Source organism: Longimicrobium sp., assembly GCF_036387355.1.
GTDB lineage: Bacteria > Gemmatimonadota > Gemmatimonadetes > Longimicrobiales > Longimicrobiaceae > Longimicrobium.
Map to the genome: position 1 here is coordinate 1 of NZ_DASVTX010000431.1, position 13,571 is coordinate 13,571.

The following is a 13,571-nucleotide window of genomic DNA, read 5'->3' on the forward strand; positions in this document are numbered from 1 at the left end:
AGTCCCCCGTCTGTTCGGGGGGACTTTCCGCCGTGGTTGCGGCGACTTCAGTCGCTCCGCAGGCCCCGCGCCGAACCCATCGGGCAACGCAGCGGATTTCTGAAGAAGAGCCGGCTGGTGGTGCCGGCCCGGGTGGGCCGCCGTGGGATCCGCCCCGGCCTACCGTGCCACGGCCGCGCCGGTGCTGTCGAGCTGCACCTTGTGGCCGCGCATCCAGCGCAGGTAGGCCAGGATGTCCTGGATCTCGCCCTCCGAAAGCCTCCCCTCGAACACCGGCATGGCCGTTCCCGCGCGGAACGAGCGCGCGTTGCGGATGAACGCCGCCAGCACCGCCGGATCGCGGTACTCGGTGATGTTGCGCGGCACGTTCAGCTCCGGCCCCACGCTGCCGCCCTGCCGGTTGAGCGCATGGCAGGCCACGCACTGGTCCCCGCCGTGGCTCTCGATCACGAACGCCTGAAAGCCGCGGTACACGGGATCGTCGCGGCGCACCCCGGTGGGATACAGGCGGTCGTACTTGCGGCGCGGATCCATCACCTCGATGCGCGCGAGCTGGTACGGCCACGGGCGCCGCAGCGCCGCATCCGCCGTATCGCCCGGGGCCGCCGCGCCCGTCTGGCCCCACACCAGGTAGAACGGCGCGGGGGAGATGGACTGCGCCCCGTGCTTCACCGGCTGCCACGCGGACCCCGCGGGCGCGTCCAGGTCCGCGAACGCCACCACGCCCTTGACCCGCGGATCGGCGGCAGACTCGGCCATGGTGGCGCGGTACCCGTCCGCGGCCACGAAGTACAGCACCTCGTTGGCCGACAGCTTCACCCCCGCCAGTTCCAGCAGCCGGTCCAGCGGCACGCCGGCGTACCGCTTGGCGCGCCCCTCGTACGCGGGATCGTGCCGCACGTCGGCCGTGTCCGTGGGCAGCGCCCGCCGCAGCTCCGCGAGCGTAAAGGTGCGCGTTCCCGCCGCGGTCACCACCTCCAGCCGCGGCTCCGCGCCGGGCTTCGCCGCGTCGGCGGCGGGGCGGGTCGTCGCACTGTCCGCCGAGTCGGCGCGGCGGCGCGCGGGGTCGGCGTCCACGCCGCACGCGGCGGCGGCAAGGAGGAGCAGGGCGGCGGCGCGACGGTGCGCGAAGCGGATGGACGTCGGCATCGTGGGACGGCGGGTCGGGGGCGGGTGTGGATGGAGAACGCGGGCAGGGCCGGGCCATGCGGAGCTGAATCTACGTCGGCGCGGGGTGGATGTGCGATGGGGGATCGCCGGCCCCGGATCGTCGATGCGCGAAGGCGGAGCGCGGCAGCCGCGGCGCGGCGTTCTCGGCCGCGATCACAACGGAGGGCGCAGGGGGAGCGGTCCTGAGCGGCAAAGCCGTCCGCGGGGGTGCATTCGCGCGGAATCCGGCACGGCGCCGGGCGTGGAATGTCGCAGCGGTGCCTCTCCCGTGCAGGCGGGGGTTGATGGACGGGTGTTCCGGGGGCGATTATGGTGCTCCAAGGAAAATCCGAACTTTCGCACGGCGGCGCACTCCGGTGCGCCGCCCGCGCGCGCCGCATCCCCCGTGCAGCGCCCCGCCCGGGCGCGCACCCGCCTGCGTCCACCGATCTCCCCTTGGGCATGGACTCCACTCCGGGACCGGTCGCCCTCGCCGCCGTGCTTTCCGACCCCGCCCGCCTGGCGGCCGTGCGCGACGTGCTGGACGGCGGCGAATCCGCCGCGCGCTCGTTCGACCGCCTGGCACGCCTGGCCGCGCGGCTGCTGAACGTGCCGGTGGCGCTCGTCACCCTGGTGACGGACGAGCGGCAGGTGTTCCTGGGGCTGAGCGGGCTCAGTGAGCCCTGGGCCACCCTGCGCGAAACCCCGCTGACCCACTCGTTCTGCCAGCACGTCGTCGGCCGGGGCGTGCCCATGGCCGTGGAGGACGCGCGGCGCGATCCGCTGCTGGCCGGCAACGGCGCCATCCCCGACCTGGGCGTCATTGGCTACGCGGGGATCCCGCTGGTGCTGGAGGGCCGGCCGCTGGGGAGCCTGTGCGCCATCGACCCGCGGCCGCACGCCTGGACGCAGGATGAGCTGGACGCGCTGGAGGACCTGACCGCGTCCGTGATGACGGAGATCGAGCTGCGGGCGGAGGTGGGGCGCCGCCGCCGGGCAGAGGCCTCGTTCCGGATGCTGGAAAAGGCCGTGGAGGTGATGCAGCTGGGGGTGACGGTGACGGGGCTCAAGGGGCACATCGTCTACACCAACCCCGCCGAAGCCGCCATGCACGGCTACGCCCCGGAGGAGATCACGGGGCTGCACGCCAGCCTGTTCGCCCCGCCGGAGCTGCGGGTGGGGCCGCAGGCGGCGCCGGACCGCGTGATGCGCTGGGTGCGCGACAGCGTGAACCTGCGCAAGGACGGCAGCCGCTTTCCCGTGCGCCTGTGGTCCGACGTGCTCACCGGCGAGGACGGCCAGGTGGTGGGCTCGGTGACCTGCTGCGAGGACCTTTCCGAGATTCGCGCGGCCGAAGAAGCCGTGGCGGAGAGCGAAACGCGCTTCCGCTTTCTGACGGACACCATTCCCCAGCAGGTGTGGACGGCCACCGCGGACGGCACGCTGGACTACGCCAGCCGGGCCGCCTACGTCTACTTCGGCCTGCGGGCGGGGACGCCGGTGGCCGACGTCTGGCTCTCGCGGGTGCACCCCGCCGACCAGCCCGCGGTGGTGGAGCGGTGGACGCGCTCCGTGCAAACCGGCGAGCCGTACGAGGTGGAGTTCCGCCTGCAGCGCCATGACGGCGAGTACCGCTGGCACCTGGGGCGCGCCCGGGCGGACCGCAATCCCGCGGGCGAGGTGGTGCGCTGGTACGGCACCAACACCGACATCACCGACCAGAAAGCGGCCGCCGAGGCGCTGCGGGCCAGCGAGGAGCGCTTTCGCGAGCTGGCGGAGCACGTTCGCGAGGTCTTTTACGTGATGGACCCGGACCAGTCCCGGGTGCTGTACGTGAGCCCCGCGTACGAGCAGGTGTGGGGGCGCCGCCGCGACACGCTGTACACGCAGCCGTGGGAGTGGGTGGAGGCGCTGCACCCGGACGACCGCGAGCGCGTGCGGGCCGCCGTAAACGACCGGGAGCTGGGGACGTACGACGAGGAGTACCGCATCCGCACGCCGGAGGGCGAGGAGCGCTGGGTGCACGACCGCGCCTTTCCCGTCCGCGCGACGGACGGGCGCATCCTTCGCTTCGTGGGCTTCGCGGCGGAGATCACCGCCCGCAAGCGCGCCGAGCAGGCCCTGGTGCGCGCCCGCGACGAGCTGGAGCGGCGGGTGGACGAGCGCACGGCCGAGCTGGCGCAGGCGGTGGAGCAGCTGCGCGCCTCGGAGCGCGAGTACCGCGGCCTGTTTGAGAACGCGCACGACGCGCTCATGATCCTGCACCCCCAGGGCGAGGTGGTGCTGGCCGCCAACGCGCGGGCGGAGCAGCTGTACGGCGTGGCGGACGGCGAGCTGGTGGGGCGCTCGCTGCGCGACTTCAGCGACGACCCGCGGCTGGGGGAGCAGCGCCTGCGCGACACGCTGGACGGCGCGCACGCCACGCACTTCACCACGCGCCAGCACCGGGCGGACGGCGCGGGAATGCAGGTGGAGGTGAACGCCTTTCTGGTGGAATACCGGGGGAGCACGGCCATCCTCAGCATCAACCGCGACGTGACGGACCGGTTCCGCGCCGAGGAGGCCCTGCGCCGCAGCGAGGCCCGGTTCCGCGCCATGTTCGAGAGCAGCGCCGCGGGAATCGCGCTGCTGGACGGCGCGGGCGCGGTGGTGGAGACCAACGCCGCCCTGCACGACCTGCTGGGCCGCCCCCCGGCCTCGCTCACGGGAACGGCGCTGGCCGTGCTGGCGCACCCGCGCGACGCGGACGCGCTGGGGCGGGGCGCGCGCTCGGTGCTGCACGGCGGGCGCGGGCACTGGCGCGGCGAGGTGCGCTTTCTGGACGGCGCGGGGCGCACGGTGTGGGCGCACGTCACCCTTTCGGCGGTGGCGGACAGCGCCAGCGACGGCGGGCGCTACGGCATCGTCATCGTGCAGAACGTCACGGAGCGGCGGCAGGCGCAGGAGGCGCTTTCGCGCAGCGAGGAGCTGCTGCGGCACGCGCAGAAGCTGGAGGCGGTGGGGCGGCTGGCCGGCGGCGTGGCGCACGATTTCAACAACCTGCTCATGGCCATCCTGACCCACGTGTACGCGCTGCAGCACGGGCCCGCGCTGGATGAGGGCGCCCGCGAAAGCGCGGGGGAGATCCAGCGCGCGGCGGAGCGGGCGGCGGAGCTCACGCGGCAGCTGCTGGCCTTCAGCCGGCGGCAGGTGCTGGAGCCGGAGGTGCTGGACCTGAACGGCGTGGTGGCTGGGGTGGAGCGCATGGCGCGCCGCCTGGTGGGCGAGGACGTGGAAGTTCAGCTGCGGGTGGACCCGCGGCTTCCCGCCGTGCGCGCGGACCGCGGGCAGCTGGAGCAGGCGGTAATGAACCTGATGGTGAACGCCCGCGACGCCATGCCGAACGGCGGGCGCCTGGTGGTGGAAACGGAGTCCGTCCGCGTCGGCGCCGGGGTGGCGGGCCTGTCGCGCGGCGAGTACGCGCTGCTCACCGTGAGCGACAACGGGCACGGCATGGACGCCGAGGTCCGCGAGCGAATCTTTGAACCCTTCTTTACCACCAAGGAAGTGGGGCGGGGGACGGGGCTGGGGCTCAGCACGGTGTATGGCATCGTGCAGCAGTCGGGCGGCGCCGTGTTCGTGGACAGCCAGCCGGGCGAGGGCACCCGCTTTCGCCTTTACTTTCCCGCCACGGCCGGCGTGCCGGAGCGGGCGGCGCCTCATCCGCTTCCCGAACCGGACGGCGGGGGCGAAACGCTGCTGCTGGTGGAGGACGAGGAGCAGCTGCGCGCGCCCCTTTCGCGCTCCCTGCGGGAGCGCGGCTACGTGGTGCTGGAGGCGGCGGACGGCAGGGAGGCGCTGGAGGTGGCGGCCGGGCACCCGGGCGCCATCGACCTGCTCCTTTCCGACGTGGTGATGCCGCGCATGGGCGGGGTGGAGCTGGCCCGGAAGCTGGCCCGCGAGCGCCCCGGCAAGCCGGTGCTCCTCATGTCGGGGCACGCTTCCGGGCCGCCGCCGCCGGGGCTCGTCGCCGCGGTCCTGCAGAAGCCGGTGCCGCCGGACGAACTGGCGCGCCGCATCCGCGCGGTGCTGGACGGCCGGGAGGCGGGCCAATGACGGAGGCCGGCACGGAGGTGAAGCCGCACCTGCTGCTGGTGGAAGACGAGGCCTCGCTGCGCGACGGGCTGTCGCGCGTGCTGGGCGGGCGCTTTCGCGTGACGGCGGTGGGGGACGGGCCCAGCGCCGTGCGCGCGCTGGAGCGGGAGCTGTTTGACCTGGTTCTGCTGGACATCAACCTTCCCGGGCTCACCGGGGTGGAGGTGCTGCGGCTGGGACGCGGCACGCAGACGGACGCGCAGTTCGTGATGATGACGGGCTTTGGCACCGTGCAGACGGCGGTGGAGGCCATCAAGCTCGGCGCGTTCGACTACCTCAACAAGCCGGTGGCCATCCCCGAGCTGCTGATCAAGCTGGAGCGCGCCCTGGAGCAGCGGGAGCTGGGGCGCGAACTGGCGCTGCTGCGCGGCCGGGCGGGCGGGGGCGGCGCGCGCGACCGCATCATCGGGCGGTCGCCGGCCATGGTGCGCATGTTCACGCTGATGGAGCGGGTGGCCGCGACCCGCGCCAACGTGCTCATCACCGGCGAAACGGGGACGGGCAAGGAGCTGGTGGCGCGGGGCATTCACGAGCTCTCGGACCGCGCGCGGCGGCCGTTCGTCCCCATCAACTGCTCGGCGTTGCCGGAGACGCTGCTGGAAAGCGAGCTGTTCGGCCACGTAAAGGGCGCGTTCACGGGGGCGGCGGGGGCGCGGCGCGGGTTGTTCGAGGAGGCGGCGGGGGGAACGGTGTTTCTGGACGAGGTGGGAACGCTGGCGCCTGCAACCCAGGCGCGGCTGCTGCGCGTGCTGCAGGAGCGCACCATCCAGCGCTTGGGCGACAGCCGCCCCGTGCCGGTGGACTTTCGGCTGGTGGCGGCGGGCAACCTGGACCTGCAGGCGGAGATGGAGGCGGGGCGCTTTCGCGACGACCTGTTCTACCGGCTGAACGTGTTTCCCCTGGAGGTGCCGCCGCTGCGCGCCCGGCGCGAAGACATTCCGCTGCTGGCGCAGGCGTTCCGGGAGCGGTTCATGGCGCAGAACGGGACGGACGCGCCGCGCTTCAGCCCCGAGGCGCTGGAGCGGCTGGCGGAGCACGACTGGCCGGGGAACGTGCGCGAACTGGAAAACCTGGTGGAGCGCGCGCTCATTCTGCACGCGGGAATGCCCGTGCTCCCGCTGGACGCCGTGCGCGGCCCCGGCCCCGCGCAGGACCTGTTGCGCCGCGCGGGTGACGAGGTGTGGCCGCTGGACCGGCTGGAGCGCGAGTACGTGCACTCCATCCTGGACCGCAACGGCGGGCGGATGGGAGACACCGCCCAGGCGCTGGGCATCGACCCGCGGACGCTCACGCGCAAGATCCAGCGGTGGCGGGACGAGGAAGTGGAATGATGCCGCACCGCCGCAGGCCGTCCACGGAGCGATGGTTGACGGCACGGCGGATGTCCGAATTCGCGTGTGGTGGATGGCGGGAAGCGCCATGCGGCAGAATGCCGCACGGCCTCTCTCGGCCTCTCTCGATGGATGTCGGCTCGCGGATGCGGCAGAATGCCGCCCGCGTTCGCCCGCGCGTTTCAGCCGGCCGGAGCCGACTCCGCGCCAGTCCTCCGCACTGCGCGTCTTCGTAGCCGGCAAGGCTATTGATCACAACGAGTTGCGCGCTAGCACCGTTGTCATTCTGAGGGAGCAGGCGCCGCTCTGTCCGCCGCGCCGGATCGTGAGCGACCGAAGGATCTACTTGCCGCCGAGCCAACGTCGCGACACGCAAGTCCGTTCTCATCGCACACTAGATCCTTCGTCGGCGCCAGGGTTCGGCGCCGCTGAAGGTGCGTCCGGCGCCTCCTCAGGATGACAGGTTTGGCGTGGCGGAAGTGATTGTGGGGCAATGCCTTGCCCTGCTGCGCGCTCCTTCTGCGGAGCGCGCGTGACGCGTGGAAATCATCGACGGCGACAGCGTGATCCGGCTCCGCACAAGGGCGGCCCTCCACCGGGAGGGCCGCCCTTTTCGCGCTCCGGCCATCCGGCGGTTTTGCGGGGGCGGAACCGCGCGATCCGGCATTCTGCCGGATCGCGAAGCGCGGGGGAAAGCGCGGCGTCCTCATCCAACCGCATGCGCCGCAGGCGGTTGCGCGCGTCCGAGCCGCGGCGGCGCGCCGGGCATGGTTCCGGCCTTATCCATCATCACCAAGACGCGGACACCCTGCACGAATACGAACGCGAATGCAATACGGCCACGACATGCTCCCGCCGACCGACGCGGGCAGGAAGAAGATCCTGCTGATCGACGATTCGGCGACCAGCCACATGTGGGTCAAGATGATCCTGAACAAGGGCGACCACGAAATGCTCTCCGCCCACGACGGCGAAGAAGGCGTGGCCCGCGCCCTGAGCGAAAAGCCGGACCTGATCCTGATGGACGTCGTGATGCCGCGCATGGGCGGCTTTGAGGCCTGCCGCACCCTGCGCGCCCGCGCCGAAACGCGCGCCACGCCCATCATCATGCTCACCACGCGCGGCGAGGGGCAGAACGTTCAGTCCGGCTATGAGAGCGGCTGCAACGACTACGTCACCAAGCCCATCGACAGCGTGGAACTGCTGGCCAAGCTGCGCAGCTACCTGGGCGAGGACGCCGCCGCGTGACGCTCCTGACCACGCACGCGGACGCGGAGGCCCGCTCCCTCGCCGAGCGGCTGCGCACCGAGCGCGATCGCGCCCGCCAGACCGCCGAGTTTCACGCCCGCGCCCTTACCGCGGCGGAGCAGCGCAACAGCGACCTGCTCAAGCTGTGCGTCGCCCTGGCGCGGCTGGCCGGCGCCGTAACCCCGGACGCGGTGGCCGAGGCGCTGGGCGAGATCGTGATCAACGTCGTCGGCAGCGAGCAGTTCGCCGTGTTTGAGCCCGGCGCATCGTACCCGCTGGTGAGCATGGGGGTGGAGGCCGGAGACCTTCGCCGCATCGCCGCCCAGCTCGCGCGCCCGGGAGACCGGGACGGCCTCCTGATCCGCCTTCCCCTGCGCGTGGGCGGCGAAACGGTCGCCGAGCTCGCCGTCACCGGCCTGCTGCCGCAAAAGGCCGGGCTGGATGCGGCGGACGCGCAGCTGCTGGAAATCCTGTCCCCCGCGGCGGGCGCGGCGCTGCAGGGCGCCCGGCTTCGCGCGGCGGCCGCCATCGCGCCCATCGCGGCGGCATGAGCGCAGCCCTGGCACGCCGCCCCGCTGCGCCCCGCGCGGAAGCCGCCGCAGTGGACACGGCGTACCTGCATCCGGGCGAGATCTTCGCCTCCGCGCGGCCGTGCACCGTCACCACCATTCTGGGCTCGTGCGTGGCGGCCTGCCTGTGGGATGCGGAGACGGGGATCGGCGGGCTGACGCACCACCTGCTGCCGCACGGCGCGGCGGACGTGGTGCGCCCCGGCCGCTTCGGCAACCTGGCCATTCCGCGCCTGGTGGAGCGCCTTGTCGCCCTGGGCGCACGCCCGGGATCGCTGCGCGCCAAGCTGTTCGGCGGCGCCTGCGTGCTGGACGCCTTTCGGGATGACCACCGGCCGCTGGGCGGGCAGAACGTGGATTCCGCCCGCGCCGCGCTGGCCGCACTGAGCATCCCCGTCGTGGCCGCGGACGTGGAAGGGCGCCGCGGCCGGCGCCTGCTGTACGGCACCGCGGACGGCGTCGCGCTCGTTCGCCTGCTGTAATGATCCTTCACCCGCGACGCGCACCGATCCGGAGCGCCGCGCCCCCCGTGCCGCACGCACCATGACCGTGGATCCCGAGCTTGCCGCCATCCAGCAGTTCTTTGCCGTGGAATCGGCCGAGAACCTGGCGTTGATGGAAGACGCGCTGCTGCGGCTGGAAGACAGCCCGGCGGACGCGGAGCTGCTGGCCACCGTCTTTCGCGTGGCGCACACCATCAAGGGCGACGCCGGCAACCTGGGCCTGACCGCCGTGGCCGACCTGGCGCACGTGCTGGAAGACCTGCTGGACCGCATGCGCGAGGGCACGCTGGCCGTCTCGCCGGAGCGCATCGAACTGGTGCTGCGCGCCACGGACGCCTTCCGCGAACTCATTCCCGCCGCGGTCGCCGGCGCGCAGGCGCTGACCCCCTCGCAGCGGGAGCTGGGCGACGAGATCGCCGCCTCCGCGCGGGACGAGGAGACGCGAACCGCCGCCGGCCCCGCGCTGCCGGCGGACGCCGCGCAGCCGGTTGCGGGGGTGGCGCCGGCGCGGCGCGCGCGGACGCTGCGGGTGGAGGTGGAGCGGCTGGACCGCGCGCTGGACCTGCTGGGGGAGATGGCCATTGCCCGGGGCCGGGTGGAGCAGATGCTGGCCGACGGGCGCCCCGCCCGCGAGGTGCTGGCCGCACACCGCGACGCCGATCCGCTGCACGCGGCGCTGCAGGAAGTGGTGATGCGGCTGCGGATGGTGCCGCTGGGCCCCGTGCTGGCCCCGTTCCGCCGCACGGTGCGCGATGTGGCCTTTGCCAACGGCCGCCTGGCGCGGCTGGAGGTGCAGGGCGAGGAGGTGGAGGTGGACACCAGCCTTGTGGAGCCGCTGCGCGACGCGCTCACGCACATGGTGCGCAACGCGGTGGACCACGGCATCGAGCCGCCCGAGGCGCGCCTCCAGGCGGGCAAGGATCCGCAGGGCGTGATTCACCTCACCGCCGGCCACGAGGGCGGCAGCATCGTGGTGCGCATGCGTGACGACGGCGCCGGGCTGGACCGCGCCCGCATCGAGCGCCGCGCCCGCGAGGCCGGCCTGTGCGCCGAGCCGGAGCGGCTGGCGGACGGGGAGCTTTATCGACTCCTCTTCGAGCCCGGGTTCTCCACCGCGTCGCGGGTGACGGACCTGTCGGGGCGCGGCGTGGGGCTGGACGTGGTGCGGCGCAACATGGAGGCGCTGCGGGGATCGGTGTCCATCGACAGCACCCCCGGCGCGGGAACCACGCTCACGCTGCGCCTGCCGCTCACGCTGGCGCTCATCGAGGGCTTCAGCATCGGGGTGGGCGGCGACACCTACGTGATTCCCCTGGACGCCGTGGTGGAGTGCGTGGACCTCCCCGCCGACCGCAGCGACGCGGGGGCCGAGGGCGTCATCAGCCTGCGCGGCCAGCCGCTCCCCTTCGTGCGGATGCGCCACGTGCTGGGGGTGGACGGGGCCCCGCCCCCGCGCGAAGGCGTCGTCATCGTGCGGCACGAGGGCGAGCAGGCGGGGCTCGTCGTCGATGCGCTGCTGGGGGAGAACCAGGCCGTCATCAAGCCGCTGGGCCGGCTGTTTCACGGCCTGCCGCAGGTGTCGGGCTGCACCATCCTGGGAAGCGGGCGCGTGGCGCTCATCCTGGACGTGGCCGCCGTGCTGGCGGAAAGCATGCGCCGCGGCGCCGCCGTACCCGCGCTGAACTGAGAAGCAACCGGCGCGGGCCCCGCCCGCCCATCCCATGCGAACAACCAACGGAGAGCCGCACCATGCAGTGGTTTCAGGACATGAAGATCGGGCGCAAGCTGCTGGTTTCCTTTGCCGTGGTGCTGGTGCTGAGCACCGCGGTGGGGGGGCTGGCCATCGCGGAGATGGGGCAGGTGAACCGCAGCGCCGCCGCCGTGGCGGAGCGCGTGCTCCCCGCCGTGGAGGGCGCGGGCACCATCCGCTTTCTGATCGCCAACTTCCGCATCAAGGAGTTCAAGCACGTGGCGAACGCGGGCAACCGCGCGGTCACCGACGGGCTGGAGCGGGAGATGGCGGACATCGAGAGCCGGCTGGACGTGGCGCTGCGCGACTTTCAGGGAATGGCCGATGCCGGGCGCGAGCGCGAGGTGTTCGACGCCGTGCGCACCGGGTGGGCCTCGTACCGCCAGGCGCGCGACAGCTACATCGGCCTGTCGCGCGGCGGGCAGGGGCGCGAAGCGTACGACGTGCTGAACGCCGCCAAGGGGCTGCACGACCAGGTGGAGGCCAGCGCCGAGGAGCTGGTGCGCCTGCACCGCGACATTGGCCGGGCCGAGGTGGCGCGCTCGGCGCAGGTGTACGCCTCGGCGCGCACCTTCATCGTGCTCATGCTGGCGGCGGCGCTGGCCCTGGGGCTGGCGCTGGCCGTGGCCGTGAGCCGCATGATCGCGCGGCCGCTGGCGGAAGCGGTGGCCGCCGCCAACCGCCTGGCGGACGGCGACCTGGAAACGGAAGTGCGCACCGGCGGGCGCGACGAGGTGGGCGCGCTGCTGGCCGCCATGGCCAACATGACGCAGCGCATGGGGAGCACCATCGCCGACGTGCGCGCCGCGGCGGAGGGCGTGGCCACCGCGTCGTCGCAGGTGTCGGCCACCGCGCAGTCGCTTTCGCAGGGCACCAGCGAGCAGGCGGCCAGCGTGCAGGAAACGGTGGCCAGCCTTGAGGAGATGGGCGCCACCATCGACCAGAACGCCGCCAACAGCCGCCAGACGGAGCAGATCGCCTCGGCCGGCGCCAGCGACGCGGGGGAAAGCGGCGCCGCGGTGAGCGACACGGTGGAGGCGATGAAGACCATCGCCGACAAGGTGAGCATCGTGGAGGAGATTGCCTACCAGACCAACCTGCTGGCGCTGAACGCCGCCATCGAGGCCGGGCGCGCGGGCGAGCACGGGCGCGGGTTCGCCGTCGTCGCCGCGGAGGTGCGCAAGCTGGCGGAGCGCAGCCAGGCGGCGGCCAAGGAAATCGGCGAGATGTCGTCGTCCAGCGTGGCCAAGGCCGAGCGCAGCGGGCAGCTGCTCTCCGCCCTGGTGCCCGCCATTCGCCGCACGGCGGAGCTGGTGCAGGAAGTGTCGGCCGCCTCGCGCGAGCAGAGCGCCGGGGTGGGGCAGATGAACCGCGCCATGGGGCAGCTGGACCAGGTAACGCAGCGCAACGCCTCCGCCGCGGAGGAGCTGGCGAGCACGGCGGAGGAGATGGCGGCGCAGGCGGAAACGCTGCAGCAGCTGATGGGCTTCTTTCGCGTCGCCGAGGGCCGCTCGTCCGCCCGGCGCACGCGCGTGCCGGCGCTGCGCATCGCCCCGGCCGCCGCGCCCGCATCCCGCGCGGCCCGCGCGGCGGCGGACCACGAGTACACCCGCTTCTAGGCCATGACGCTCATCAGCGACGCGGCGGGGGTGCAGCAGTACCTCACCTTTCGCATGGCCGGCGAAGAGTACGCCATCAGCATTCTGCGGGTGCGCGAAATCATTCAGCTGGACGCCATCACCCGCGTGCCCTCCGCCCCGGCGTGGATCCGCGGGGTGGTGAACCTGCGCGGCGGCGTGGTGCCCGTGGTGGACCTGGCCGTCAAGTTCGGCATGGAGGCCAGCGGCCTCACCCGGTGGACCTGCCTGGTGATCGTGGAGGCGGAGTACGGGGGCGAGCGGATGGTGACCGGGCTGCTGGCGGACACGGTGAGCCAGGTGATGGAGCTGGCGGAGGACGACATCGAGCCGCCCCTCTCCTTCGGCACGCGCATCGGGGGCGAGTACCTGCTGGGGATGGCGCGGCAGGGCAACCGGTTCGCCCTGCTGCTGGACATCGACCGCATTCTTTCGATGGACGACGCGCACCACGCCCGCGAGGCGGTGGAGGCGGAGGCCGCCGCGGCGCTCTCCGCGGAAGCCGGCGCGGAAGCCGCGGGGCCGTGACCTCCGCCACCCACGCGGCGCACCAGCGGCCCCGTGCCGGGGACGCCGCGAGCGAGATCCCGTCTTCCTCCCCTGCTCCGGCGGGGGATGGAAAGGCGCACCCGGCCCGGCCCCCTGCCCTGGCGCGGGGCGCGGAGGTGAGCGACGCGGACTTCCGTCGCTTTCAGTCGCTCATTCAGTCCGCCGCGGGCATTCACCTGGCACCGTGCAAGAAGGCGCTGCTGGCCGGCCGCCTGTCGCGGCGCATGAAGGAGCTGGGGATCGGCACGCTGGCGCGCTATTACCGCCGCGTGGAGTCCGATCCCGCGGAGATGGCGCGCATGCTGGACGCCATTTCCACCAACGAGACGCACTTCTTTCGCGAGCCGGCGCACTGGGAACTGCTGTCGTCGCAGCTGCTTCCCGCGTGGAAGGCGCAGGCGGACGCCGGCCTGCGCCCGCGCCGCATCCGCGCGTGGAGCGCCGCCTGTTCCACCGGGCAGGAGCCGTACACGCTGGCGATGGTCCTGCTCTCCGCGCTGCAGGGGTGGGAGGTGGACATCCTGGCCACGGACCTGAGCACCCGCGTGCTGGCGCAGGCGCGCGAGGCGGTGTGGCCCGTTTCGCTGGCGCGGGAAATTCCCGAGGCCAGCCGCCGCCGGTGGATGCTGCGCGGCACCGGCGGCGCGGAGGGGACCATGAAGGCGGGGCCGGAAATCCGTTCCGTCGTCCGCTTTGCCCGC

General features: G+C 73.1%; 10 protein-coding genes. 9 read left to right on the forward strand and 1 reads right to left on the reverse strand.

All coding sequences use genetic code 11. The features are described 5' to 3' along the window. Nucleotides 1-159: 159 nt before the first annotated feature. Nucleotides 160-1,149, reverse strand: coding sequence for a c-type cytochrome (locus VF665_RS18845; protein ID WP_331055004.1), 990 nt, complete (start codon nt 1,147-1,149; stop codon nt 160-162). Nucleotides 1,150-1,611: 462 nt separating this feature from the next. On the opposite strand from VF665_RS18845, the gene VF665_RS18850 reads away from it, so the two are divergent. The 9 genes from VF665_RS18850 to VF665_RS18890 form a co-directional block, all read left to right on the forward strand. After that, the gene (locus tag VF665_RS18850; RefSeq protein ID WP_331055005.1) at nt 1,612-5,244 is read left to right on the forward strand and encodes a PAS domain S-box protein; all 3,633 of its coding nucleotides are present in this window, start codon (nt 1,612-1,614) and stop codon (nt 5,242-5,244) included. Beyond that, the gene (locus VF665_RS18855; RefSeq protein ID WP_331055006.1) at nt 5,241-6,614 is read left to right on the forward strand and encodes a sigma-54 dependent transcriptional regulator; all 1,374 of its coding nucleotides are present in this window, start codon (nt 5,241-5,243) and stop codon (nt 6,612-6,614) included. Before VF665_RS18850 ends, VF665_RS18855 begins: the two co-directional genes overlap by 4 nt. 828 nt (nt 6,615-7,442) lie before the next feature. Next, a complete protein-coding gene (locus tag VF665_RS18860) occupies nt 7,443-7,862 on the forward strand; it encodes a response regulator (RefSeq protein ID WP_331055007.1) in 420 nt (139 codons plus the stop codon). Beyond that, nucleotides 7,859-8,413 (forward strand): hypothetical protein, encoded by a 555-nt coding sequence (locus tag VF665_RS18865; RefSeq protein ID WP_331055008.1) that lies wholly within the window; start codon nt 7,859-7,861, stop codon nt 8,411-8,413. Before VF665_RS18860 ends, VF665_RS18865 begins: the two co-directional genes overlap by 4 nt. Next, complete coding sequence (locus VF665_RS18870; RefSeq protein ID WP_331055009.1) at nt 8,410-8,913, forward strand: chemotaxis protein CheD; 504 nt, start codon at nt 8,410-8,412, stop codon at nt 8,911-8,913. The genes VF665_RS18865 and VF665_RS18870 overlap by 4 nt, the downstream gene beginning before the upstream one ends. 61 nt (nt 8,914-8,974) lie before the next feature. Next, complete coding sequence (locus VF665_RS18875) at nt 8,975-10,621, forward strand: chemotaxis protein CheA (protein ID WP_331055010.1); 1,647 nt, start codon at nt 8,975-8,977, stop codon at nt 10,619-10,621. 62 nt (nt 10,622-10,683) lie between these two features. Next, nucleotides 10,684-12,303, forward strand: coding sequence for a methyl-accepting chemotaxis protein (locus VF665_RS18880; protein WP_331055011.1), 1,620 nt, complete (start codon nt 10,684-10,686; stop codon nt 12,301-12,303). A 3-nt stretch (nt 12,304-12,306) separates the two neighbouring features. After that, nucleotides 12,307-12,849: a chemotaxis protein CheW gene (locus VF665_RS18885; protein WP_331055012.1), complete on the forward strand. Its 543-nt coding sequence runs from the start codon at nt 12,307-12,309 to the stop codon at nt 12,847-12,849. Then, a partial coding sequence (locus VF665_RS18890) for a protein-glutamate O-methyltransferase CheR (protein ID WP_331055013.1) occupies nt 12,846-13,571 on the forward strand: 726 nt, incomplete at its 3' end. The genes VF665_RS18885 and VF665_RS18890, both read left to right, overlap by 4 nt.

Excerpts from the sequence above, each read along its gene's own strand:
- VF665_RS18845 (WP_331055004.1), bottom strand. The coding sequence starts at position 1,149 with ATGCCGACGTCCATCCGCTTCGCGCACCGTCGCGCCGCCGCCCTGCTC.
- VF665_RS18850 (WP_331055005.1), top strand. The coding sequence starts at position 1,612 with ATGGACTCCACTCCGGGACCGGTCGCCCTCGCCGCCGTGCTTTCCGAC.
- VF665_RS18855 (WP_331055006.1), top strand. The coding sequence starts at position 5,241 with ATGACGGAGGCCGGCACGGAGGTGAAGCCGCACCTGCTGCTGGTGGAA.
- VF665_RS18860 (WP_331055007.1), top strand. The coding sequence starts at position 7,443 with ATGCAATACGGCCACGACATGCTCCCGCCGACCGACGCGGGCAGGAAG.
- VF665_RS18870 (WP_331055009.1), top strand. The coding sequence starts at position 8,410 with ATGAGCGCAGCCCTGGCACGCCGCCCCGCTGCGCCCCGCGCGGAAGCC.
- VF665_RS18875 (WP_331055010.1), top strand. The coding sequence starts at position 8,975 with ATGACCGTGGATCCCGAGCTTGCCGCCATCCAGCAGTTCTTTGCCGTG.
- VF665_RS18880 (WP_331055011.1), top strand. The coding sequence starts at position 10,684 with ATGCAGTGGTTTCAGGACATGAAGATCGGGCGCAAGCTGCTGGTTTCC.
- VF665_RS18885 (WP_331055012.1), top strand. The coding sequence starts at position 12,307 with ATGACGCTCATCAGCGACGCGGCGGGGGTGCAGCAGTACCTCACCTTT.